Raw genomic sequence first — 23017 nt, forward strand, 5'->3', positions numbered from 1 at the left:
TCGGTGGGCTGGTTGTGAGCTTCGCGGCGGTGTGTGTGGCCCCCTAGAAGGGGGCTTGTTCAGCTGTGGGCGGAGGTGGTGCTCGGTGGGCTGGTTGTGAGCTTCGCGGCGGTGTGTGTGGCCCCCTAGCAGCCCGGGGTGCAATGCCTCGCGGCATTTTGGCTTCGCGCCCTCGGCGAAAATTCCGGCGCGAGGCGACACGATGCATTGCACTCCGGGCTGCTAGGAGGGGGCTCAAAACGCGCTTGCGAGGACGCTGCCGACGCTCGAGGCTGGTTCGCATCCCCACCCTCGACGCCGGTTCGCCTCTAAGGCCCCCCCAGGGGGGTCTAAGGCTCAGTGAATTGCGTTGGCTTCGGCCTCGAGCTTTTTCTTGCGGTCGCGCTCTTCGACGTACTCGCGGGCCTCGACCCAGTCGGTCGGGTGGCCGGGGACCTCGCCCGACAAGAAGCGCCGCAGGGCCTTGTTGGGGTGCTCCTCGGGCGGAGTCGTCAGCGCCCAGCGCAGGACCTCGTCGACGTTGTGGGCGAAGCGGATGTCGAGGGCCTTGAGCACGTTCTTGGGCACGTCGTGCAGGTCCTTCTCGTTGTCGGCCGGGCACACGACGATCTTCATGTCGCTGCGGTAGGCGGCGAGGATCTTCTCCTTGAGCCCGCCGATCGGCAACACCCGACCGCGGAGGTTGATCTCGCCGGTCATCGCGACTTCCTTGCGCACGGGCACGCCGAGCAGGGCCGAGACGACCGAGGTCACCATCGTGACGCCAGCGCTCGGGCCGTCCTTGGGCACCGCGCCCTCGGGGAAGTGGATGTGGAAGTCGACGTACTCGTAGAAGTCCGGATCGAGCCCGAAGGTCAGACAACGCGAGCGCACGTAGGTGATCGCCGCGCGGGCCGACTCCTGCATGACCTCGCCGAGCTTGCCCGTCAGCGTGACCTTGCCCTTGCCGGGGGTGATCGTGACCTCGGCGGGCAGCAGATCGCCGCCGAAGATCGTGACCGCGAGACCGTTGGTCATGCCGATCTGATCTTCCTCTTCGCCGCGCTGGTACCGGAATTTGCGCGGCCCGAGGTACTTCTGCACGCCCTTGGTGTCGACCTTGAACGACTTCTTCTTCTTGCCGTCCTTGACGTAGTCGCGGGCGACCTTGCGCAGGACTGAGGCGATCTCGCGCTCGAGCGAGCGGACACCGGCCTCCTTCGTGTAGTGGTGGATCAGCTCCTTGATCGCGGCGTCCGAGACGTTGACCTCGACCTCGTCGAGGCCGTTGAGCTCGCGCTGCTTGGGCAGCAGGTACTGCCGAGCGATCTTGAGCTTGTCTTCGTCGGTGTAGCCCGACAGCTCGATGATCTCCATGCGATCCTGCAGCGGCAGCGGGATCGAGTGGAGGCTGTTCGCCGTGCACAGGAACAGCACGTCGCTGAGGTCGTAGTCGAGGTCGAGGAAGTGGTCGACGAAGGCCGAGTTTTGCTCGGGGTCGAGGACCTCGAGCATCGCGGCCGAGGGGTCACCGCGGAAGTCCATCGACATCTTGTCGATCTCGTCGAGGAGGAAGACCGGGTTCGACGAGTTGGCCTTGCGCAGGCCCTGGATGATCTTGCCCGGCATCGCGCCGATGTAGGTCCGGCGATGGCCGCGGATCTCGGCCTCGTCGCGGACGCCACCAAGTGACACGCGCACGAACTTGCGGGCGGTGGCCCGAGCGACGCTCTTGGCCAGCGAGGTCTTGCCGACGCCGGGCGGGCCGACCAGGCACAGGATCGGGCCCCTGATCTTCTTTACCAGGGCCTGAACCGCGAGGTACTCGACGATGCGCTCCTTGGGCTTCTCGAGCCCGTAGTGATCTTCGTCGAGGATCTGCTCGGCGTCGCTGATGTCGAGCTTGTCGCCGGTTCGCTCCTGCCACGGCAGCGAGAGCACCGTGTCGATGTAGTTGCGCACGACGGTGGCCTCGGCCGACATCGGGCTCATCATCTTGAGCTTGCGCAGCTCCTTCTTGAGGCGCTCGGTCGCCTCCTTGGTCATCTTCTTGCGCCGGATCTTGTCTTCGAGCTCCTGCAGCTCGTTCTTGAATTCGTCTTGCGAACCGAGCTCCTTCTGGATCGCCTGCATCTGCTCGTTGAGGTAGTACTCCTTCTGGTTCTTCTCCATTTGCTTCTTGACGCGAGTCCGGATCTTCTTCTCCACCTGGAGAATCTCGATCTCGTTCTGCATCAGCTCATAGAGGGTCTCCAGCCGGGTCCAGACGTTCTCGGTCTCGAGCAGGTCTTGCTTGGCGGCGAGCTTGAAATTGACGTGGGCGGCGATCGTGTCGGCGAGGCGCGAGGGGTTGTCGATGCTCTGGACGCTGACGGCGAGCTCCGGCGGCACGCGCTTGTTGAGCTTGACGTAGTTCTCGAAGGTGGCCTGGACCGAGCGCATCAGCGCCTGGAACTCGGGCTCTTGCTCGGGGTCGATCTCGGGCGTCTCGACGATCTCGGCCTCGACCTCGAAGTACTTGCTGGTGTCGAGGTACTCGGTGATCCGGGCCCGGGTCTTGCCCTCGACGAGGACCTTCACGGTTCCGTCGGGCAGACGCAGGAGCTGGACGATGGTCCCGATCGTGCCGAACTCGTGGATGCCCTCGGGCTTGGGGTCGTTGACCTTGGCCTTCTTCTGGGCACACAAGAGGATCTGGCGATCGGCCGCCATGGCCTCTTCGAGGGCGTTGATCGACTTCTCGCGCCCGACAAATAGCGGCACGACCTCGTGGGGAAAGACGATCAGCTCACGCAGCGGGAGGAGGGGTATTTTGAGAGTTGCCATGACTCCGCAGCGACCGCCAAGGCTGTTCAGCCTGGGGCCGTGGCCGAGGAAACGCTAGCACCGGGGCCAGAGGTGGTCAAACCTCGCGCATGCCTGAAAACAGCCGTTTCTTGCTAGTTACCGCGGTTTTGGCGGCACCCCCCGGTCCCCGCGGCCCCACGCCCGGATAGCTTTGCGCACGTGCGACGGGGCACCGACGCCGCCAGTCGCGGCCTCCCCGTCCGGCAGGTTCCGGGCGAGTCCTCGCGAACCGGCCCGTGAACCGAGTACTGGGCGAGCTCGGGCTCTCGGTCAACCAGGCGGCGGGCTCGTGAACCACCGCCACAAGCGGGCGACCGCGGCCCCCGTCAGCACCGTCCACGGCACCCCGGGCTCGCCGGTCAGGGCTCCGAGGGTCGCGGCCATCTCGAGCAGGGGCGCGCCCTGAAGCCACGAGGGCATAGTCACTCCGAGCCGCTTGATCAGCGCCGCCGAGCGCGGCAGCTCCAACACGCGAGCGTCGTCACCGCGCAGCCGGGCCCGGGCGTGAGCCAGGGACAAGAGCGCCGCGACACCGCCGACGGCCAGCAAGACCAGCGCGGCGACGTTGGACCGGTCGGTCTCGGCCACGAGCACGTAGGTCAGGCAGACCATGAGGGTCGCGTGAGCCAGGGGTCGCGTGGCCCCGGCGAGGGTGTCGCCTGGGACCCAGATCTCGGGCCGGCCATACTCGTCGCGCGGGTTCATGGCCTCGTCCCGCAAAAAGCGCAGCGGCGCGAGCAGGCGCGAGACGTGGACGCCGATCAGCAGCAACGCCCCGGCCAGGACCAGCGTCGCCCAGGTGTTGGCCAGCGCGACTGGCCCCGAGGCCAGCGCGACCCCGAGCGCGAGCAGCTCGAGCTGGGCGACCGCGAGGTTCGACCGGGCCAGCCAGCGCAGCGTCCGAACGCTGATCTCGCGGTGCCAGCGCGACTCCCCGGCCAGGCTGCGGTGGACGTGCTCGGTCTCGGTCCCGCGCCAGCCGCTGGTCCGCGAGCGCCGGGCCTCGGTCCGCAGCACCAGCCACTCGGCGCGCTCGATGTCCTCGTCGTAGACCACGCGCGCGATGTCGTCGGGGCCGAGGCCCTCGGGCCAGTCGAGCTCCTCGGACACGGGCATGATCGCCGGCATCGCGCCGAGCTCCCCGGCGAAGAAGCCCGCCGGGCGCGAGACCCCGTCATAGAGGCTGAAGCGCTCATCCGGCTCGAGCGGGTGCTCGACCATCAGGCGCAACAACTGCGGATCGACGAAGGTGCCCTCGAACACGACCAGCCCCGGCCCCGAGAGCTCCTCGCCGATCGCAGCCTCGCGGGCGCGGTCGGGCGCGACGGCCAAGCCCGGCGCGCCCACCACCTCCGAGAAGCCCGCCTCGCGCGCCGCCGAGGTCGTGCGCTGAGCCAGCGGGATGCCCATCAAGGGCGCGGCGAGCCGGGCGCGCGCCTCGGGATCGGGCAACAAGACCAGGGTCGGCCCGCCCGCGGGCGACTCCGGCGCGAGCTCATCAGCCAAGCATCACCGCCCGCAAGAACGCGGCGTCGAGGCGCTCGAGGCCCTCGACGACCCGGTGGGCCTTGCGCTGATCTTGACGGCCCGGGTCGCCGACCGGCCGGTTGGCGGCCGCGGTCGCGACCACGCGCATGCCCGCCGCGAGGCCCGACTCGATGCCGGCCTCGCTGTCTTCGAACACCACACACCGGGCGGGCGCAACCTCGAGCTGGACCGCCGCCGCGAGGTAGCCGTCGGGCGCAGGCTTGCCGCGGGGGTAGTCCTCGGAGCCGAGGTACATGCGCAGGTGCTCGGCGATCCCGAGCAGCTCGATCGCCTCGGCGAGCTCGGCCCGGCACGAGCCCGAGACGACCGCGACCGGCACGTCGAGCTCGACGAGAGTCGAGACCAGCTCGCGCGCGCCGTCGAGCACCGTCAAGTCGATGCCTTCGGCGCGGAGCTCGGCGCGCATCGCGATCGAGCCAGCTTGCATCGTCTCGAGATCGACGCCGACGCGCTCGGCGACGCGGAGCTCGGCGTAGATCTCCTGCCACGCGTGGCCGATCACGAAGTTGCGCTCACGCGCGTCGAGCTCGACGCCGCGCGAGGCCATGTAGCGGGTGATCGCTTGCTGGTAGACGGCCTCGCTGTCGACGAGGGTCCCATCCATGTCGAAGAGCACGGCTGCCGGGAGCATCGGCCCGAGCATAGGTCTCCATCTCGGAGATGGCGAGAGGCCCCAGCGCAGATCAGCTCTCGCAGCGGTCGCAGGCGTCACCGGCCGTGGCGCAGTCGTCGACGGCGCGCTCGCACGCGTCGGCGTAGATCGGATCGCCCGCGTGCGACTCGGACAGCGTGCAGATGCGGACCTCGAGCTCGCAGATCGACTCGCTGAGACCGCACAGATCCATGCACCGGTCGCCCTCGTCGCGGCGCGGGGCCTGGGCGACGCTGGCGTCCGTTGCGACCCCCGCTGGCCCGGGCTCCCCGACGGGCAGGTCGGCGCCTTCGGCCTCGCCCTCCGTGACGAAGGCGTCGTCGGGGCTGGCCTCGGCTGGGGGCTCGGCCGCCGCCTTCGCGCGGGCGACGGGCAGCCCGAGCTCGACCATGCGGCCCTCGAGCGCGTCGAGTTCGGCGAGCGGATCTTGGCTGCTGGCCTCGGCCACCTCGGCCACCTCCACGTCGGGCGAGGTCGCCCCCTCGCCGCTCTTCTTGCACCCGGTCGCGGTCACGCACGCCGCGGCCACCAGGACGAAGCCCAGACGGCTGCTACCCAACACACTCATTGCACGCCTCCTGAGCCACTTCGCAGTCGGCGGCTGCGCGCTCGCAGGCCGCCTCGTAGTCGTCTTCGTCGGGGTGGCGCCCCGCGAGCTCGCAGATCTGGGCGTTGAGCTCGCAGGTGATCTGGCTGAGCACGCAGACCTGCTCGCAGCGGCCGATCACGTCTTGCTCGCGCTCGCTGGGGTCGGGCCCGAGCGGGGTCGCCTTGGCCGCCTCGGGTGACGGCGGCTCGGCGAAGCCCTTGTCCTCGTCCTTGTTCTTGACCTGCGGCGCGGCCTCCTTCTCGGCCGTGCGGCCGCCCCCGCTGTGCCTGGGCTTCTTCGTCGGCTTCGGGCCGGGCTGGACCCCCGACGAGCTCGGCTTCGCGGACTCACCTTGCGCCCCGCCGCCGCCGCTCGGCCCCGAACCATCGCCGCGCTTGTCGGCGCGACCCAAGCTCGCCTCTTCGCCCCCGGCGTCTTCCACCACCCCATCCGAGGGCAGCGCGACCCCGAGCGCGCGGAGCTTGGCGGCGTTGAGCGCGAGCTCGCGCTCCATGTCGTCGAGGCTGCGCTCGGGCTCCGCCTCGCTGGCCGGCTCCGCGGCCACCGCCTCCGACGCAGCCGGACGATCTTCGAAGTCGCCCGCGCGCTCGGCCTCGCGGCTCGGCATCGTGTTGGCCTCTTCGTGCTGCGCCGCGCAAGCGAGGGTCAGCGTGAACGCGGCGAGCGTCAGCAGCCGCGCGTGACCGTGGCCGTGGGGCGGCCTCACCGACCGCCCTCCATGACCTCGTCGAGGATGTCGCGGTTCATGTCGAGGGCTCGCTGGTAGACCAACAGCGCGTCGTCATCGCGACCGAGCTGCTCGAGGACCTCGCCTCGCAGCGCCAACAGGTGGGCGGTAAAGGGGTTCGGGTCGAGCAGCTCCCACTCGCGCCCGAGGCCCTCCTCGGCCAGCTCGAGCAGCTGCTGCGGGGTCTTGGCGTCGATCTGGGGATGATCGAGGCGCAGGCGCATGAGCCTGCCGTAGGCGTCGTGGCGCAGCTGCACGCAGGCATCGCCGCCGCGATCGCGGCCCGGCCACTTGGTCGCGCGGAGCTGCTCGAGCGCCGCGATCGCCCCGGACACGTCGCCGCGCGCGAGCATCACGTCGACTTTTTTGTCGGTCGTGTCGACGGTCTGGGCGAGCGCGACCAGGGCGTCGGGCTCACCCGGCGGCTTGAGCTTGCCCGCGAGCGAGAGCCCGCCGACGGTCAGCAGCGCGCCGAGGATCGCACCGGTCAAGAGCTGACCGAGCGCGCGCGATTTGCTTGCCATGGTCATCGTCCACCTCCCTTGGCCTTGTCGAGGAGTCGCGCGCGCAGCTGGTCACGGCTGTGGTCGACGCTGACGCGGATCGCCACGCGCCCGTGAGGAGCGAGCCGGGCGAAGTTGGTCTCGAATCCGCTCGCTTGGCCGGTGCGAGTGACCGCGTCGGCGCTCCCGGCCCGGCGCTCGGCGGACTTCGGCGCGGCCTCGCCCTCGGCGAACGCGGCCTCGGCGAGCGCGGCCTCGCTCGGGGCGGCCTCGCTCGGGGCGGCGCCAGGCGGCGCGGCCTCGGCGAGCTCCTCGTTGGACTGGAGGTCCGCGGCCTGATTCTGCGCGACGCTCTCGGCCTTGTCGGAGCCAGGCTCGACGACCACGACAAAGAGCACCGCAGCCGCGGCGAGGGCCGGCGCCGACCACCAGACCCAGGCCTTGCGCCACCAGGGTTCCCCAGCTGGCGCGACCTCGGCCTCGATCCCAGCCCAGATCGCGTCGAGCTGATCGGGCGCGATCGCCTCGGGTTCTCGGGTGTGGCGAAGTAGGTGGACGAACGCGAGCTCGGCGTCGACGCTGCCGGCCTCGCCCTCTTCCGCTTGCCCGCGACGCAGCACCTGCTCCCACTCGGGATCGAGGACATGCCCGCTCGGCGGGCCTGCGCGCGTGCTGTGCTTGGATTCAGTCATCGGAGACACCCTTCGGGGTGGTGGTGCGTGTAAGCGAGGCTGGGGTGGCGCGCCCGAGAACGCCAGCCTGGAATTTGAGCTTACGTCGGTTTGACAATCCGTTTTGAGGAGCGGTCACAGGCGCGCCTCCGCGGCGTCAAACTCGACGCCCTGCTGATCACAGGCCTTGCGAAACGCCCGCACAGCCCGAAACAAGAGCACATCGAGGGTCCCGATCTTGACCTCGAGCAGCTCGGCGCAGTCCTCGCGGCTGCGATCTTCGAGTAGGCGCAGGCGCAGAACCCTCGCGTAGCGGGGATTGATGGTGTCGAGTACGCCGTCGATGCGCTTGCGCAGCGCCTGGCGCTGGACGACCTCTTCGATCGGCGTGGACGGCTCGCGGTCGCCGAACACGTCGAGGTGATGCGAGAACGCCCCGCGCAGGCGCTGACGGCGGCCCGAGGCCCGGAGCAGATCCCGGGCCTTGTTCTTGGCCAGGACCTTGAGCCACGGGTAGATGCTGGTCCCGCGCCACTCGTAGCGCGGCAGCGCGCGGTTGGCCGAGATAAAGGTCTCGCGCACGCAGTCGTGGGCGTCGTCCTTGTTGCCGAGCATCGGGATCAGCACGTAGCTGAACAGCACGGGCGCGTAGTGACGATACAGGCGCTCGAAGGCCCGCTTGTCACCCTGCATCGCGCGTTCGACGGTCGCGCGCTCGTCGGCGAGGGGCTGCGGGCGCGCCACGCCGCGCACCATACCCTAATATGGGGACCGACGGGCCAGGCGCGGCCCCGACCGACCCCAACCCACCGCGATGCCCCGCCTCGACCAACTCCTGGCCCGCAACCTCGGTCGTTCCCGGCGCGAGGTCACCCGACTCCTGCGGCGCGGGGCCGTCTCCCGGCCGGGCGGCGAGACGCTCCGCGCCGGCCGAACGCCGATCGAGCTGGCCGAGCTGCCCGTGGAGCTCCTCGTGTCGGGGGTCCCCGTGCGCCTGCGCGAGCACGCCCACCTGATCCAGCACAAGCCGGTCGGGGTTGTGACTTCCCGCAACGACCCGCTCCACCCGACCGCGCTGGACCTGCTCGAAGGGGCGCCGATGCACGCCTTGCTCCGGGCCGTCGGTCGCCTCGACCTCGACGCGGCCGGGCTGCTGCTGTGGACCACCGACACCCCGATGATCCACGCGCTGACCCACCCCAAGCGCCGGGTCCCGCGGACCTATCACGTCGCGCTCGCGCGGGGCTGGACGCCGCCACCCCGGGGGGTCGACGGGTCGATCGAGCTCGAGCTCGCCGACCGATCTCGGCCGCGGATCGTCGAGCTCGAGCCCCTCGCCGAGAGCGCGCGTCACCCCGCCCTCGAGCCTCCGGAGGGCACCGGAGCGCTCGCGACGATCACGCTGCTCGACGGGGCCTACCACGAGGTCAAGCGGATCTTCGCCGCGCTCGACAGCCACGTGCTGCGCCTGGCTCGAGTCGCCCACGCGGGGCTGTGGCTGCCCGAAGACCTCGCCGCGGGCGCCTGGCGCGAGCTCGACTCGCTACCGAACGCGGCGGCGTGATATGCAAGGCGCGCGGTGGCAACCAAGATCGAGACCCCAGTGGGAGCGAAGCCGACGCTCGAGTATGCATTGCGTCCCCACGCCGTGAGCCGCGAGGTGCTCGTCGAGCGCTACCGACCGGTCATGATGATGGTCCGGCAGATCCTCGGCGTCGTGCCCCACGCGATGAGCTATTTCGAGATCTGGCCGCCCGCGTTCACGACCTACAGCGTCCTGGTCCCGAGCTTCCTCGACATCCCACGCTGTGATCTCGGTCGCGGGATCTCGCCGGATCTGCGCAGCCTCGTGCTCTACGTGGCCAGCCGCTCCTACGGCTGCTCGTACTGCGCCGCGCACTCGGCTGGGATCGGTACGGTGTTCCGGGGGCCCGGCGGCTCGCTCGCCCGTAATAAGGAGGCGCTCGACGCCGAGGCCTGCAACCTGTTCGGGGCCGCCGACATCGCCGCGATCAACTATGCGACCGCCGTCGGCCGGATCCCCAGTGAGGTCACCCTCGACCACCGCGTCGGGCTCGCCCGCCACTACAGCGAGACCCACGAAGAGGCGATCGTGCTCGCGGCCACGCTGATGGGCTTCCTCAACTGCGCGATGGACACGCTCGGGATGGTGCTCGAGTGGGGGGTGTTGAAGAACGCCCAGCAGTACCTCACGCCCAGCGCCTGGCAGCCCGCCCAGAACTACGTCGAGGCCTACGACCGCGAGGTCATCGACGCCGACAAGAACACCGACGACGGCGAGACCCTCGGCCCCCTCGCGCTCGCGCGGACCATGGCTGGGATCATCGCCTATGACCGCGGCGCGCTCGAGGGCGTCGCCGGGCGACCCGCACGGATCTATGCCCAGCTGCGCGAGACGATGGGCTTCGTGCCCTACTACATCGAGCGGATCGAGCGGGTCTCGACCAAGCGCGTGATCACCCACTGCCTCGTCGAGCGGCTGCAATCGGACGCTGGCTCGGTCGCGATCTGGCTCAAGCACGCGGTCTGCTTCGTGGCCGCGAAGAAGAGCAACAACCCGCTGCTCGCCGCCCACTTCGCGTATTGGGCCGTGCGCGCGGGCGCGACCCTCAAGCGGCTGACCAGCGCGCTCGTGCCCAGCGAGGACCAGGGCCGCGACGTCGCCGCGTTCATGTTCGCCCACGCGGGCGCGACCTCGCCGGCGACCGTGGGCGCGGCGGAGGTCGCGGGGCTGACCAGCTACTTCAGCCCCGCAGAGATCATCGAGCTGGTCGTGGCGCTGAGCATTCACGGGCTGCTCAACCGCTACACCTCGACCTACCCGGTCGACAGCTACGAGCCGGAGGTCGAGGCCTTCGTCGCCGAACATGGTGAGGCGCTCGGGCTCAAACCAGCGGTGCCCTGCACCCACGGGACGAGCTGGGATCAGCAGGCCGCCAAGGCTCGGCTGACGGGCTGAGCTCAGGCCCCCCGGGCGACGCGCTCTTGCTCGGCCTGCAGCTCGCGTTTGCGCGCCTCGGGCATGAAGCTGTGCTCGACCGCCGCGCGGGCGAGCGCGAGGATCTCATCGCGGCCATAGTCGAAGGTCGCGGCGCAGCGCAGGTACTCGTCGACCAAGGTCGTGCCGAACAGCGGCGGGTCGTCGCTGGCGAGGCTCAGCTGGACGCCCGCCGCGAGCAGCTGCGGGAGCGGGTGGTCCGCGAGCCTCGGCGTGACCCCGAGCGCGACGTTGCTGCTCGGGCAGACCTCGAGCGGGATCCCGCGATCGACGATCTCGGCGGTCAGCTCCCGATCTTCCATGCAGCGCACGCCGTGGCCGATCCGATCCGGGGCGAGGAGGTCGAGGGTCTCGCGCAGGCTGGGCGGGCCATGCTGCTCGCCCGCGTGGGGGACGCTCTTGAGACCCTCGGCCCTCGCGCGCGCAAACGTTGAGGCGAGCGGGGCGACGGACCACTGCGGCCCCTCGGGACCGCCGATCCCGATCGCTACGACGCCTTGGTCCCGTGCGCGCAGCGCAATCTCGAGGGTCTGCTCGCCCTGCTCGGGCAAGCTCCGGACGACGTCGAACACCCACGCGAACTCGACACCGAGCTCCTCGCGGGCGCGCCCCCGCCCGTCGGCGAGGCCCGCGAGCATCGCGTCGACGCTGACGCCCTGCACGACGTGGGTCATCGGCGTGAAGGTCATCTCGACCCAGCGGACCTGCTGTCGGGCCAGGCGCTGAGCGATTCCGTACACCGCGTCGGCGAAGTCCTCGGCTTGTTGGAGGGTGTTGGAGAGCGCGACGTAGACGCGCAGGAAGTCTTTGAAGGTTGCGAAGCGGTAGGCCTCGCGGAGGCCCTCGACGCCCCGCTCGGCCCCGGGTAGCGCGACGTTACGGCGTTTTGCGAGGCTCAGGGCGAGCTCGGGGACGATCGAGCCTTCGAGGTGGACGTGGAGCTCGGCCTTGGGGATGGCCCGGACGAGCGCCTCGAGGCCCGGATCGGCGAGCCCACGCGCCGCCGCACCACCGCCTTGGTTCTCCCGGTCGAGCACCGCCGTAGCTTGTGCCCTTGGCAAGATGCGCGCAAGTAGCAAGTCATACGGCCGGCGCGCATCGAATACTCTCGGATACTCCCCAAATTGATGAAGTTGTCCCGCAGCTGATGCTGATGCGGAATGCACACTGTTCCAAGGATCATATGCGCAAAAGTCTTCAGTCGAATCCCGAACGTCGCCTCGCGCGCGGCGAGCGGATCCGCCCGGAAAAAGTGTTCAAAAGATCAATTTCCATGAGCGAATTTCAGTGGAAGTAGAATTTTTCTGAAAATTGTTGTGGCAAAGTACCCCATTATGATAGCACTGTAGTTGTTACACCCCTGGGGGCGAGCACCTCGCGCTCGAGCCGAGGTGGATGGATGCGGTACTATCATGTTTGAATCATCACTCATTCAGCACCAATCAGCACAGTCTCCCACTGGATTGAGTCATGCCGGGCCGACGCAGACCCCGCACTCCACGCTCGACTACCTGCCCGGGCTGGCGACGCAAGCTCGCAGCGGAAACCGACAACTGGGAGCCATCGGTGACTCGAAGCTCCACAGCCTATGCATGGCCCTCGGAATGCATTCGACGTCCCCAGTAGCCAGGGCGGTGTTCGAGGTGCTGACCGAGAGTTGGTCGCGTCGGATGGTCGGCGACGGCCAGATCCTTTCAGACATCACCGATGACAGCTCGCCCTTCGAGTTCTCGGTCGCGCTGGACGGACAACGTGAACTGCGCATGCTAACCGAGGCTCAGGGCTCGATTCCGTCGCTCGCCTCAAACTGGCGCGCAGCCTGGGAGCTCAACAGTCGGCTGGAGCGTGACTTCAACGTCTCTCTAAGCCGCGCACACCTCATCGCCGACCTCTTTTCGCCCCAGCACCGCAACGCCAAGTTCGGCTTGTGGCACGCCGCGTGCCTCCGACCTGGTCAGGCGCCGGACTTCAAGCTCTACTTCAACCCCGACGCGAAGGGCCCGGAACATGCGCAGGGGACCACCGAGTTGGCCCTGGCCCGTCTCGGGATGCACGGAGCCATGGAGTGGCTGCGGGAGGTCGGCCTGGCCAGGGGCACCCAAGATCACATCGTGTACTTCTCCTTGGACCTTGCCGACCACGGGCAGGCTCGGACCAAGATCTATGTCGCCCACCGCCAAGCGACCGTCCAAGAGCTCGACGCTGTGATGGCCACGAGTCCACAGCATCGCAAGGGCGACACGGAGCGTTTTTGCCAGGCCATGACTGGTGACCGGGAGGTCTACGCTGGGCGTCCTCCGATCACCTGCGCGGCCTTTGTGGGCCACCAGTCGACACCGTCAACCGTCACTCTCCACCTTCCCGTTCGCTCGTACCTCGACAGCGACCACGTGGCGCTCGAGCGAATCTGCGAGTTTCTGCCCGAGGAGTCCGCCAAGATCTACCGGCTCGCTGTCACCGGCATGATCGACCGGCCGCTCGAGCGCGGTACGGGTATGCAGACCTACTCCTCGTTTCGGCGTCAACACGGCCGCGAGCGGCTCACGGTCTACCTCTCGCCCGAGGTCTATCGCCCCGCGTGAAGCGGCGACCCCTTTGAAGACCCTATCAAGTGCGCCGGGGCCGATCCTGGCTTAGCGCGAGCCCGACGCTGTGGCGGATCCACCATGGGGCCGCGAACGTTGAAACTCAGCGTTTTACCTATATCGCGCGACGAGCGCTGACGCGCGCGGGACATCCAGTGTCATGCATCGCGTGCCGCGCAGATCGTCGTCTCGTACTTCGACGCGCCCCGCGTCTGTGGTAGAGTGCTGGCCGAGCCCAGCACAACCATGGACATGGTCATGGAAACTGTGGTCTGCGGACCCCATCATCTATTATTGTGGCTGCACGCAGCCCAAGACCCGCCAAAACATGAATGGGCCTCAGCAATTGAACGAGTCGAGGAACTAAAAAAGGAACTCGCAGGTGACGTGACGAGTATTCGCACGCTCGCCATCTCCGACGGTGGAGCCCCAAATGCGCTGCAACGCCAGGAGCTGTTCACGACCTTGCTCGAGGGTAAGGCAAAGTCGGCTGTAGTTACTTCGGTCCTTACCAACCGCCTGAAGCGTGGCATCGCCACCGCGATCTTCTGGCTGAACCCGAACTTCCGTGCGTACCCGCCCGACCAGTTCGACAACGCGCTCGCGCACCTCGAAGTCAGCGACCACCGAGAAGCAGTGCTCCGGACGCTTCGAGAGATGGGCCACAAGTTGGCACCCCTCGACACGCTCAAGGCGATCGAAGGCTAGCAAGAGAAAAGCTCAGACCCCCGCGGCTCTCAGCGACTCTCCCACGCACGGCCGGACGCTCGGTTGCCGCGTTCGGCCGGGTGGGATGAGCTCCGCCCTAGCAGCCCCCTAAAAAGGAGCGAAGCGCGCGAAGAAGTGGGGCAGGATGTCGGGCACGTACACCATTTGATAGCCCTTACTGCGCGCGGCATTTTCCTTGACCCGCCTGACGACCCTCCCGACGTAGTCGAGGTGTCCTTTTCCGTAGACTCGCCGAGGCACGGCAAAGCGCGCGAACTGAAAGACCCGTGTCGTGATCTCGCCCGCTTCGTCGATCACGTTCATGTCCATGGGGATGGCCCCTGCCCTGACCCCCCCTTCGAGATACAGGTCACAGCAGAGGGTCACGGTCGGGAGGCGGTCGGGAGTGAGGTGTGGGTAGAGAGCCTCCGTGTCTACAAAGACACCAGACCCGCCAACCGGGCGGCTCGTCCTGACCCCGCAATCCTCAAATAGATCCGCGAGGTATTGGACCTGCCGAATTCGGTGAGACAGGTGCTCCTCACTCATTCCCTCGCGCAGACCGACCGCGATCGCGGCGAGGTCACGACGCGCCAAGCCTCCGTAGCTCGGGAAGCCCTCGTAGAGCACCAGCAATTCACAGCAACGGCCAGCGAGGGCCTCATCGCGCAACGCGATGAACCCGCCGATGTTGACGATCCCATCTTTCTTCGCGCTCATCCAACACCCATCGCCATAGGAGAACATCTCCCGCACGATGTCGTCGATCGAGCGATCCGCGTAGCCCTCTTCGCGCTGCTTGATGAACCATGCATTCTCCGCAAATCGGCATGCGTCGAAATACACAGGGACCCCCGCCGCCTTCGCAAGCCGGCTGACCTCACGAATGTTCGCCATTGAGACCGGCGAAGAGCACGCCATGTTGTTCAGAACCGTGATCGCCACAAACGGAATGCGATCACTGTACCGATCGAGGCAGGTCTTCAGCTTATCCAGATCGAAATTCCCCTTGAACGGGTGGTCCGAGTGGAATTCCCACAGCCAGTCACCGACCAGGTCTAGCGGCACGGCCTCGCGTTTACCCACGTGCGCCCGCGTGGTGTCAAAATGTGAGTTGTTCGGGACAATGTCGCCCGGGCTCACCAGCAGCTCCATCATGATTCGCTCCGCCGCCCGCCCCTGGTGCGTCGGGATAACGCGATCGTAGCCCGTGATCTCCTGAACCGTCTTTTCGAAGTCGGCAAAATTGCGAGACCCCATATAGGCCTCGTCGCCCTGCATCAGAGCAGCCCACTGTTTGTCGCTCATCGCCCCCGTGCCACTATCCGTAACGAGATCGATATAGACATCGGCCGAGTTGAGGAACACGATCGAGTAGTTCGCCTCTCGCAGGAGCCTCTCCCGCTCAGCACGTGATGGCAGATGAATCCGCTCAACAACTTTGGTTCGGTACGGCTCCACCCACTCTTCTTCGTGTTCGACGGTCTGTTTTGTGGTCATGTCTACAAACGCCCCAGCCCATGATACTCCCCCGCCATGAGCCGTCAAGAGGTCCCTGCTGCGCCCACGCCATGACCGACACCTGCACCGCGCGCTCCCTGTCCGGGCGTGAGGATGTGATCCGGGTCGAAGCGACGCTTGGCATCTGCGAGCTGGCCCCGCCCACGATACAGTTTATCCCAATTCGCATTCGGCATCGATCCAATGGGGTAAATGCTCGCGCCCAATTCCGCTCCGAGCTCCGTCAACTGGTCGTTCCGCCCGAGCTGCCGCTCGAGCTCACCAACCTGAGGCGTGTTGCGCAGCAGGTCGACCAGAACGTGCTCCTCGCCCTCCGAAAAAGCAAGCAAGGGGGTATTGGACTTGGACGGGTCGAGCATGTAGATGAGGATCATCCCGTCATCCTCCGAACGTAGCTCGCGCAGGGCCTCTTCCATGAACCGACTCAGCCCCTGAGCAGGAACAAAGAGGTCAAGCCAGGGGTGTGGCACGTCCCAGAGCCCCCGTTGCTTGAGCCGCTCCACGTAGTGATCAACGCGACGGACAAACTCCCCATAGGGTTTGCTGACGGTTGAGTGTGAGACAGGCGCACCAGCCTGACCAAGAACATCTTGCCCCGGCGACCGCTCAAACTCGGCGGCGGTCAGGACGAAGGTGTGCCGACCATCGCCTGTGGCCACGATTGTCCCATCGACATAGTCAACGGTCGCGACCTTGGCGCAGCCGCGAGCCGCTTCGATGAACTGGTGAAAATCGGGGTAGACAAATTCGTGCACTCGCACGCAGTGACCGGTCGGGACGAGGCGCATTCGCGCCGCAACAATCACACCGCACTGACCGAGACCCGCGCGGACAGCGTCGAACAAATCCGCGTTGCGATCGGGCGAACAGCTCACGAAGTCGCCTGCTCCCGTGACGACCTCCAGCTCGAGGACATTGTCGGTCTGTGCGCCGTGGCGAAAGCTCGCACCTCCCACACCACCAACGGAGAGCGTTCCGGCCACGCTCAGGCCAAGGTAGTCTGTCAATACGGCCGGCCCGCGCCCGCGCGGGCAAAAATGGTCGACGACCTGAGCCCAGGAGCAGCCACCTCCAAGCCACGCGCTATCCTCGTCACACTCACGAATCTCGCAAAATGAGCTCATGTCGAGGATCAGTCCGCCATGGGCCTGAGCCTGACCGAAGGTGCTGTGTCCTCGACCGCGCGCGGCCACTGAGATCTTCTGCCTCCTGGCAAATTGGATTGCGAGTTGAATATCGTGAGTAACCCGAGGCCTGATCACCGCAAGTGGGCGATGGTTGACAATGCGGCCGTAGTCACTCGCGGCGGCTTGAAGGACCGACTCGGACCGCGTCCAATCTCCCTGCAGGACTGGAAAGTTCTCGAGGCTATCGGTCATCTGAACTTGTCGCTGTCGATGAGGCCGACCCACTCGAGGGGTGCAAATGCCTGACTCGAGCATCAGACCACAGCTCTTGCGAGGTGGGTACCCAAAAGTGGCGCGAGGACGCGGCTTGCTCAGAACGGTTCAAGCGGGCAAGGTGCGTTCATGACGCCCAAGGCCCCCCCCGCGATCCCCTTCGCGTGGGCCCTCGTTCCCGTGGTCGTGCTGATCGCCCTCCTCGCCGCCACGATCATCCTCCTCGGCGGCACCGGCCACCTCCCCCTGGTCCTCGGCGCCTGCGTCGCGGGCCTCGTCGCCTGGGCGCACGGCTACACCTGGGAGGACATCCAAGCGGGCGTCACCGGCGCGATCCACCTCGCGATGGGTGCGATCCTGATCCTCCTGACGATCGGCGTGCTGATGGGCACCTGGCTCGCCTCGGGCATCGTCCCTGCGCTGATCGCGTGGGGTCTCGAGCTCCTGTCCCCGAGCTTCTTCCTCCCGGCGAGCTGCGCGGTCTGCTCGGTCGTCAGCCTGGTCTCGGGCTCGTCCTGGTCGACCGCGGGCACCGTCGGACTCGCGCTCATCGGCGTCGGCAACGCGATGGGCATCGACCCGGCGATGACCGCGGGCGCGGTCATCAGCGGGGCCTACTTCGGCGACAAGCTCTCGCCGATGTCCGACACCACCAACCTCGCCCCGGCGATGGCGGGCACCGATCTGTTCACGCACATCCGCCACATGCTGTGGTCGACGGGTCCGTCGTGGGTCCTGGCCATGATCGGGTTCTCGATCGTCGGCGCGGGGCTCGAGAGCGCGGCCGACCCGAGCTCGATCGCGGCGATCACCGACGTGCTCGAGACCCAGTTCAACCCGAGCCTGATCCACCTGACGGTCCCGGCCGTCGTCGCGGTCATGGTCGGCTTTCGGCTCCCGGCGCTGCCGACCCTGCTGACCGGCGCGCTGCTCGGTGGGGTCCTCGCCGCGGTCCAGGGCACGCCGATCCAAGACGTGCTGGTTGCGGCGATGAAGGGCTTCGCCCCGGACACGGGCTCGGCCGAGGTCGACGAGCTGCTCGCGCGCGGCGGCATGAGCAGCATGGCCGACACCGTGCTCCTGATCCTGTGCGCGATGTCCTTCGGCGGGGTCATGGAGCGCACGGGCCAGCTCAAGACCCTCGCGGGCAAGACCCTCGCGGCGGCGAGGTCGACGGGCTCGCTGATCGCGACCACGATCCTGACCTCGATCGGCGTCAACGTGCTCGCCGCAGATCAGTACCTCGCGGTCGTCGTGCCCGGGCGCATGTACGCGAGCGAGTACACCGAGCGCGGGCTCGACCCCAAGAACCTGTCGCGCGCCCTCGAAGACGGCGGGACGATCACCTCGCCGCTGATCCCGTGGAACACCTGCGGCGCGTTCATGGCCTCGACCCTCGGCGTCGCCACCCTCGCCTACCTGCCGTGGTGCTTCTTGAACCTGGCCAACCCGATCATCGGGATGATCCTCGGGTTTACGGGGCTGTCGATCGCGCGGCTCGACGAGGACCAGGGCGACGGGCCGGCCGACGCCGCGTGAGCCTCAGAGCCCGAGGCCCTTGGCGATCAAGTCGCGCTGGATCTCCGAGGTCCCCGAGAAGATCGTGGTCGGCACCGCGTCGCGCAGCGCCTGCTCGATGCCCATCTCCTTCATGTAGCCGGCGCCGCCAAACACCTGGATGGCATCGAGGGCGTTTTGAACCGCGGCCTCGCTGATCGCGAGCTTGGCGAGGGCGACCTCGATCGTGGCCTGCTCGCCGCGGTCGCGGGCCCAGCACGCGCGGTAGAGCAGCAGGCGCGCCGACTCGAGCCGCATCTTCATGTCGACGATCTTGTGAGACACGGCCTGGAACTTGCCGATCGGCCGGCGGAACTGCTTGCGCTCGCGGGCGTGCTCGATCGCCCGCTCGAGCCCGCGCTCCATCGCGCCGACCCAGGCGGCGAGCAGCCCGGTCCGCTCGTAGTGCATCGACTCGGCGAAGATCTTCGAGCCCGAGCCCTCGTCGCCGACGCGGTTGGCGGCGGGGATCCGGCAGTCGTCGAGGTAGATCGAGCCGATCGGCGAGCTGTCGAGGCCCATGGTCTCGAAGCGCTCGCCGACGGTCAGGCCAGGCCGGTCACGCTCGACCACGAAGCCGGTCACGCCCATGAAGCCGTGGGCCGGGTTGACGGTCGCGTAGACGAGGAACAGGTCGGCGACGGGCCCGTTGGTGACGTAGCTCTTGCTCCCGTTGAGCACGTAGTCGTCGCCGTCGAGGCGGGCGCGGGTCGCGAGCTTGCCGACGTCGGAGCCGGCCTCGGCCTCGGTGATCGCGTTGGCGCCGATCCACTCGCCCGCGCAGAGCTTGGGCACGACCCGCTGGGCGAGCTCGTCGCTGGCGTGCTCGGCGATCGGCACGACGCAGGCGAACAGGTGCGCGGCGGCAGAGAAGAGCAGGCCCAGATCCGGGCAGCCCTCGCCGAGGACCTCGACGGTCCGCGCCGCGGTCAGGCTGTCGAGGCCCATGCCACCGAGGGACGCGTCGATGCAAAGTCCGAGGGCGCCAAACTCACCGAGCTGGCGAAACGCGGCGCGGAACGCCTCGCCTCCGCTGGCGTCGCTCGGCAACTGCTTGCGGGCGAACGCGAGCGCGCCCTCGAACAACTCGTTCTGATCGTCTGACCACTCGAAGTGCATCTGCGAGGCACTCTAACAGCCCGGGCCGATCCAATCACGGCGACGCGCTGTGGCGAGCAGCGCTTGATTTGGGGCCAGGCAAGCCCCGCGCGACTTCGAGCGGAGCGAGCCCGACCAGCGCTCCCCCGACACGGGCGCGGCCGCGATCTACATGTGCTCGGCGCGGACCTGCTCGACGCCGCTGCGCGAGCGCGAGCCCCTCGCCGAGCAGCTCGCGCCCTTCGTTGCGACGAGGCTCTGAGCGTCGGCGCTCGCGCTCGCTCGCCCGAGGTCGGCCTCGATCGGCGCGACTTCGACCGAGCGTGAGATGGAGGGCTGCGCGGCTCCGGACCGGGCCGGAGCCCGCGCGCCCTCGAAGGCCCGGGCGAGCGCGCCCTCGCCCGCGGCGTGGTCGTCGTAAAGCGGTGGGGCCAGACATGATGCCCGGACCCACCGCTCGCTCGGAGCCGGCTCAGTTGGGCTCCGCGAGGTAGGGGAAGGTGTCGAGGAAGGCCACGTCGTTCATGGTCGGGTTTGTGCCGACGAGGGTGGTGAGCTCCTCCTGACCCGGAGCGTCGAGGTCGAGGAGGATCACCGTCAAGATGATGTCCATGGCCGGGTCTGCCAGGGCCCGGCCATTGGGGAAGCCGGCGGGCTCGGCGTAGTCGATCTTGAGCGTGTCGGGCACGAGCAGCGGGCCCGCCTGGGCCAGGCAGTCGGCGACGACGCAGGGCGTCAAGTTGTAGAAGATGAGGTCCTCGTCGAGGGCCGCGTGGAGAGCCTGGAGGTTCGTGGTGATCTCGGCGAGGAAGTCCCCGTTGGCGTCGTCAGCGGGGCTGGCCGCATTGTAGGCGTCTTTCGAGGTGATCACGGCCGAGTTGATCCCAGGCATGCCGCCGCGGTCGACACGGACGTAGTCCTCGGGCGGGTTGTCGAGATACACGAAGGGATCGGGCGGCTCGCCGTCGCCGTCGCCGTCGCCGTCGCCGTCACCGTCCCCCTCGCCCTCGCCCTCGCCCTCGCCCTCGCCCTCGCCCTCGCCCTCGCCCTCACCGTCGCCGTCGCCGGTCTCGGTCGCGGCCAGATCACCCTCAACGGGGTCGTCGCCGTTGCAGGCGTTGAGCATCAACGGCGCAGCGAACAGGCCAAGCAGCGCGATCTTGTTTGTGTACTTCATGGTCATGGTGCCCCCAGCCTTCCCGTGGAAGTCCACACTTCCAGCGTCGTCCCGCCACCGGCGGCCGCCGCCGCGTCCATCTCGACGACGATCGCGGTCACGTTGGTGCCCGCGAAGGTGTCGTTCATGGGATCGAACATCAGATCACCGGACATCAAGGTCCCGTCGAAGCCTTCGAAGTCGAAGAAGAAGGGATTTTCGCGCGGCCCCGCGTAGACCATCGTGCCGTTGCCGCCCTCGTTGGTGGTGTCGACCGGGCCGTCGACCGGGCCGTCGGCCCCTGGAACGTTCAGACACTGGATGCCCCACTCCATGGCCATGTTGAGCCCGAATCGGCACCAGATGTCGATGTTGGCGACGCCGTTGCCGGTGTTGTCGATGTGGATGCCGTAGAGGACCTCGGCGTCGTAGGTCGCCGGGGCGCCCGCCTCCGCCAGACCCGCGAAGGTGACCACAGCGACCAGCGTGTCGCTGTCGGTGCGCCACGCGTAGAGGTCCCCGATGTCGGCAGCCGGGTCGGCGCCGCTGCCCGGGGCGTCGGCGTGATCGGCAGCGTAGACCCCATCGTTCATGAACAGCATCGCTGCCCCGAGGCCGAGGACTGCTGCCAGCCTCATGTAATTTTGTTTCTTACTCATTCTTGGTTGGTCTCCGAGTTCGCGCGCGCGCGCGAAGCTTTGGTTGGTTCACCGGCCAGTACGAGTCGGCGAAGTTCTCAGCTCACAAATGGGAATTTCTCTTCATCCGGCGCTGGGCCCGCTCCTTTGCAGTACAGTCGACATGTGGCCATTCGATCATGGCCATTCGATCAGTTTAGTTTCCACGCATGGTAGGGTCCGCGCCGCATGAGCGACTCCCTCGAGACGGTCTTCAAGTTGGTCGGTGTCATCCTCTACTTAGGTGTACTCCTCGGCATTGGCGCGGTGGCGTCTCGACGCATGAAAGATATGCGTGACTATTTCGCGGGCGGTAAGAACCTCGGCTTCCTCGGCGTCGCGTTCTCGGCCAGGGCCACCGGCGAGTCTGCATGGTTGTTGCTGGGCCTCACTGGAATGGGCGCCTTCGTGGGCGTGAAGGCCTTCTGGGTGGTACTGGGAGAGGTTGTCGGAGTGTCCGGCGCATGGCTGCTAATGGCCCGCCGGTTCAAGCGGCTCACGGATCGCTACGACGCCATCACGATCCCCGACTACTTGGAGGCACGCTTCCGCGACGACGCCCAGCTCCTGCGTCGGGTCGCGGCGGTCGGGCTCGCGGTGTTCGTGACGATCTATGTATCGGCGCAGATCCACGCGACGGGTGCCGCCTTCGAGGGCTTCTTGGGCTGGAATTACTACCTGGGCGCGCTCGTGGGCTTCGTCGTCGTGCTGATCTACATCACCTCGGGCGGGTTCGTGGCGGTGGTCTGGTCCGACGTGTTCCAGGGCCTCTTGATGTTTCTGGGCCTGGTCGGGCTGCCGCTGGTGGGCTTCGCGGTCGCGGGGGGCTGGGCTCCCGTCAGCGACGGCCTCGCGGGGATCGATCCCAAGCTGCTGAGCTGGTCGGGTGAAGCGGGCTGGAGCGTCGGCGCGGTCTTGAGCGTGATCGGCCTGGTCACAATCGGCGTGGGCTTCATGGGCTCCCCCCAGATCTTCGTGCGCTTCTTGGCCCTGCGCGACGAGGGCGAGATCAACAAGGGCGCCGCGGTCGCCATCTTGTGGACCCTGCTGGCCGACTCGGGCGCGGTCTTGACCGGGCTCGTCGGGCGCCACCTCCTGACCGGACCGAGCGACGAGGTCGAGGCCGTGCTCGGCCTCAAAGCCGAGAACGTGCTCCCGCTCCTCGTCGAGGAGCTGCTCCCGCTCGCGCTGGTCGGGCTGTTCATCGCGATCGTGCTGTCGGCGATCATGTCGACGGTCGACTCGCTCCTGGTCCTGGCCGCGAGCGCCGTCGTCCGCGACTACCACCAGCAGGTCAAGAACCCCGAGCTCTCCGACGAGGCTCTGGTCCCGCTCAGCCGCCGCGTGACCTTTGGCCTCGCGCTGGTCGCGTTGGCGATCGCCTTCAGCGTGGCCGCGGTGACCGGGGGTCAGTCCGTGTTCTGGTACGTGCTGTTCGGCTGGTCCGGGATCGCGGCGACCTTCTGCCCGACGCTGATGCTCTCGGTGTTCTGGCGCGGGATGACCAAGCGCGGCGCGCTCGCGGCGATGATCACCGGGTTCTTGGCGGTCCCGGTCCTGACCTTCGTGATCCCGAAGCTCGGCCCGGCCGGGGCCCTGTTCGCCGAGCTCAGCGAGCTGCCGCCGGCGATCGTGCTGTCGCTGATCGCCGGGGTCGTGGTCAGCCTCCGCGACCCCGAAGGCGCGCAGCAGCTGCGCGAGGTTGCGACCGAGCTCGACGAAGCGGCCGCCTGAGCCGAGGGCGCTCGCCGGACGCCTG

Annotated in this window: 20 protein-coding genes; 6 read left to right on the top strand and 14 right to left on the bottom strand. The window is 67.7% G+C overall.

Annotation, left to right across the window (positions count from 1 at the left end):
- Positions 1–336: 336 nt before the first annotated feature.
- The 8 genes from lon to ENSA5_RS02015 all read right to left on the bottom strand — a co-directional run bounded on the left by lon (position 337) and on the right by ENSA5_RS02015 (position 8281).
- Complete coding sequence (gene lon, locus ENSA5_RS01980) at positions 337–2805, bottom strand: endopeptidase La (protein ID WP_106389853.1); 2469 nt, start codon at positions 2803–2805, stop codon at positions 337–339.
- A 291-nt stretch (positions 2806–3096) separates the two neighbouring features.
- Positions 3097–4332 (bottom strand): hypothetical protein, encoded by a 1236-nt coding sequence (locus ENSA5_RS01985; protein ID WP_106389854.1) that lies wholly within the window; start codon positions 4330–4332, stop codon positions 3097–3099.
- Positions 4325–5005, bottom strand: a complete 681-nt coding sequence (locus ENSA5_RS01990) for an HAD family hydrolase (protein WP_181197197.1) — start codon at positions 5003–5005, stop codon at positions 4325–4327. Before ENSA5_RS01990 ends, ENSA5_RS01985 begins: the two co-directional genes overlap by 8 nt.
- A gap of 52 nt (positions 5006–5057) precedes the next feature.
- Complete coding sequence (locus ENSA5_RS01995; protein ID WP_146155218.1) at positions 5058–5594, bottom strand: hypothetical protein; 537 nt, start codon at positions 5592–5594, stop codon at positions 5058–5060.
- Complete coding sequence (locus ENSA5_RS02000; RefSeq protein ID WP_106389857.1) at positions 5578–6342, bottom strand: hypothetical protein; 765 nt, start codon at positions 6340–6342, stop codon at positions 5578–5580. The genes ENSA5_RS01995 and ENSA5_RS02000 overlap by 17 nt, the downstream gene beginning before the upstream one ends.
- A complete protein-coding gene (locus ENSA5_RS02005; protein ID WP_106389858.1) occupies positions 6339–6887 on the bottom strand; it encodes a tetratricopeptide repeat protein in 549 nt (182 codons plus the stop codon). Before ENSA5_RS02005 ends, ENSA5_RS02000 begins: the two co-directional genes overlap by 4 nt.
- 2 nt (positions 6888–6889) lie before the next feature.
- Entirely contained in the window at positions 6890–7558 is a 669-nt protein-coding gene (locus ENSA5_RS02010; protein WP_106389859.1) for a hypothetical protein, read from the bottom strand.
- Between the two features lie 114 nt (positions 7559–7672).
- A complete protein-coding gene (locus tag ENSA5_RS02015; protein WP_181197199.1) occupies positions 7673–8281 on the bottom strand; it encodes an RNA polymerase sigma factor in 609 nt (202 codons plus the stop codon).
- A 70-nt stretch (positions 8282–8351) separates the two neighbouring features.
- Between ENSA5_RS02015 and ENSA5_RS02020 the strand changes: the two genes are divergently transcribed.
- Complete coding sequence (locus ENSA5_RS02020; RefSeq protein ID WP_106389861.1) at positions 8352–9101, top strand: pseudouridine synthase; 750 nt, start codon at positions 8352–8354, stop codon at positions 9099–9101.
- Between the two features lie 15 nt (positions 9102–9116).
- Positions 9117–10517 carry a carboxymuconolactone decarboxylase family protein gene (locus ENSA5_RS02025; RefSeq protein ID WP_146155219.1) on the top strand — a complete coding sequence of 467 codons (1401 nt, stop codon included), beginning with the start codon at positions 9117–9119 and terminating at the stop codon, positions 10515–10517.
- Between the two features lie 2 nt (positions 10518–10519).
- Here the strand turns inward: ENSA5_RS02025 and add are convergent, their stop codons facing one another.
- Complete coding sequence (gene add, locus ENSA5_RS02030) at positions 10520–11593, bottom strand: adenosine deaminase (protein WP_181197201.1); 1074 nt, start codon at positions 11591–11593, stop codon at positions 10520–10522.
- A gap of 555 nt (positions 11594–12148) precedes the next feature.
- Here add and ENSA5_RS02035 point away from each other — a divergent pair.
- Both ENSA5_RS02035 and ENSA5_RS02040 read left to right on the top strand, forming a co-directional pair.
- Positions 12149–13138: a tryptophan dimethylallyltransferase family protein gene (locus ENSA5_RS02035; RefSeq protein WP_181197203.1), complete on the top strand. Its 990-nt coding sequence runs from the start codon at positions 12149–12151 to the stop codon at positions 13136–13138.
- 249 nt (positions 13139–13387) lie between these two features.
- Positions 13388–13849 (top strand): hypothetical protein, encoded by a 462-nt coding sequence (locus tag ENSA5_RS02040; RefSeq protein ID WP_146155220.1) that lies wholly within the window; start codon positions 13388–13390, stop codon positions 13847–13849.
- Positions 13850–13957: 108 nt separating this feature from the next.
- Here ENSA5_RS02040 and ENSA5_RS02045 read toward each other — a convergent pair whose 3' ends face one another.
- On the bottom strand, positions 13958–15349 hold the full coding sequence (locus ENSA5_RS02045) for a tryptophanase (RefSeq protein WP_106389866.1): 1392 nt from the start codon (positions 15347–15349) through the stop codon (positions 13958–13960).
- A gap of 44 nt (positions 15350–15393) precedes the next feature.
- Positions 15394–16749, bottom strand: coding sequence for an FAD-binding protein (locus ENSA5_RS02050; protein ID WP_181197205.1), 1356 nt, complete (start codon positions 16747–16749; stop codon positions 15394–15396).
- Between the two features lie 150 nt (positions 16750–16899).
- Here ENSA5_RS02050 and nhaC point away from each other — a divergent pair, with 150 nt between their 5' ends.
- Entirely contained in the window at positions 16900–18309 is a 1410-nt protein-coding gene (gene nhaC, locus ENSA5_RS02055) for a Na+/H+ antiporter NhaC (protein WP_106389868.1), read from the top strand.
- Between the two features lie 3 nt (positions 18310–18312).
- Here nhaC and ENSA5_RS02060 read toward each other — a convergent pair whose 3' ends face one another.
- From ENSA5_RS02060 to ENSA5_RS02070, 3 genes are all read right to left on the bottom strand, one after another.
- Complete coding sequence (locus ENSA5_RS02060; protein WP_106389869.1) at positions 18313–19446, bottom strand: acyl-CoA dehydrogenase family protein; 1134 nt, start codon at positions 19444–19446, stop codon at positions 18313–18315.
- Between the two features lie 451 nt (positions 19447–19897).
- Positions 19898–20602 carry a DUF4331 family protein gene (locus ENSA5_RS02065; RefSeq protein ID WP_181197207.1) on the bottom strand — a complete coding sequence of 235 codons (705 nt, stop codon included), beginning with the start codon at positions 20600–20602 and terminating at the stop codon, positions 19898–19900.
- Between the two features lie 2 nt (positions 20603–20604).
- Positions 20605–21219 (bottom strand): DUF4331 family protein, encoded by a 615-nt coding sequence (locus tag ENSA5_RS02070; RefSeq protein ID WP_181197209.1) that lies wholly within the window; start codon positions 21217–21219, stop codon positions 20605–20607.
- 321 nt (positions 21220–21540) lie between these two features.
- Between ENSA5_RS02070 and ENSA5_RS02075 the strand changes: the two genes are divergently transcribed.
- A complete protein-coding gene (locus ENSA5_RS02075; protein WP_219906712.1) occupies positions 21541–22992 on the top strand; it encodes a sodium/proline symporter in 1452 nt (483 codons plus the stop codon).
- The last annotated feature ends 25 nt before the right edge of the window (positions 22993–23017 follow it).

Source organism: Enhygromyxa salina (assembly GCF_002994615.1).
Taxonomy (GTDB): domain Bacteria; phylum Myxococcota_A; class Polyangia; order Nannocystales; family Nannocystaceae; genus Plesiocystis; species Plesiocystis salina_A.

Bases quoted from the DNA above. Each gene is read 5' to 3' on its own strand.
- lon (WP_106389853.1), bottom strand. From the start codon at position 2,805: ATGGCAACTCTCAAAATACCCCTCCTCCCGCTGCGTGAGCTGATCGTC.
- ENSA5_RS01990 (WP_181197197.1), bottom strand. From the start codon at position 5,005: ATGCTCCCGGCAGCCGTGCTCTTCGACATGGATGGGACCCTCGTCGAC.
- ENSA5_RS01995 (WP_146155218.1), bottom strand. From the start codon at position 5,594: ATGAGTGTGTTGGGTAGCAGCCGTCTGGGCTTCGTCCTGGTGGCCGCG.
- ENSA5_RS02005 (WP_106389858.1), bottom strand. From the start codon at position 6,887: ATGGCAAGCAAATCGCGCGCGCTCGGTCAGCTCTTGACCGGTGCGATC.
- ENSA5_RS02010 (WP_106389859.1), bottom strand. From the start codon at position 7,558: ATGACTGAATCCAAGCACAGCACGCGCGCAGGCCCGCCGAGCGGGCAT.
- ENSA5_RS02020 (WP_106389861.1), top strand. From the start codon at position 8,352: ATGCCCCGCCTCGACCAACTCCTGGCCCGCAACCTCGGTCGTTCCCGG.
- ENSA5_RS02035 (WP_181197203.1), top strand. From the start codon at position 12,149: ATGGCCCTCGGAATGCATTCGACGTCCCCAGTAGCCAGGGCGGTGTTC.
- ENSA5_RS02040 (WP_146155220.1), top strand. From the start codon at position 13,388: ATGGACATGGTCATGGAAACTGTGGTCTGCGGACCCCATCATCTATTA.
- ENSA5_RS02045 (WP_106389866.1), bottom strand. From the start codon at position 15,349: ATGACCACAAAACAGACCGTCGAACACGAAGAAGAGTGGGTGGAGCCG.
- ENSA5_RS02050 (WP_181197205.1), bottom strand. From the start codon at position 16,749: ATGACCGATAGCCTCGAGAACTTTCCAGTCCTGCAGGGAGATTGGACG.
- nhaC (WP_106389868.1), top strand. From the start codon at position 16,900: ATGACGCCCAAGGCCCCCCCCGCGATCCCCTTCGCGTGGGCCCTCGTT.
- ENSA5_RS02060 (WP_106389869.1), bottom strand. From the start codon at position 19,446: ATGCACTTCGAGTGGTCAGACGATCAGAACGAGTTGTTCGAGGGCGCG.
- ENSA5_RS02065 (WP_181197207.1), bottom strand. From the start codon at position 20,602: ATGAAGTACACAAACAAGATCGCGCTGCTTGGCCTGTTCGCTGCGCCG.
- ENSA5_RS02070 (WP_181197209.1), bottom strand. From the start codon at position 21,219: ATGAGGCTGGCAGCAGTCCTCGGCCTCGGGGCAGCGATGCTGTTCATG.
- ENSA5_RS02075 (WP_219906712.1), top strand. From the start codon at position 21,541: ATGAAAGATATGCGTGACTATTTCGCGGGCGGTAAGAACCTCGGCTTC.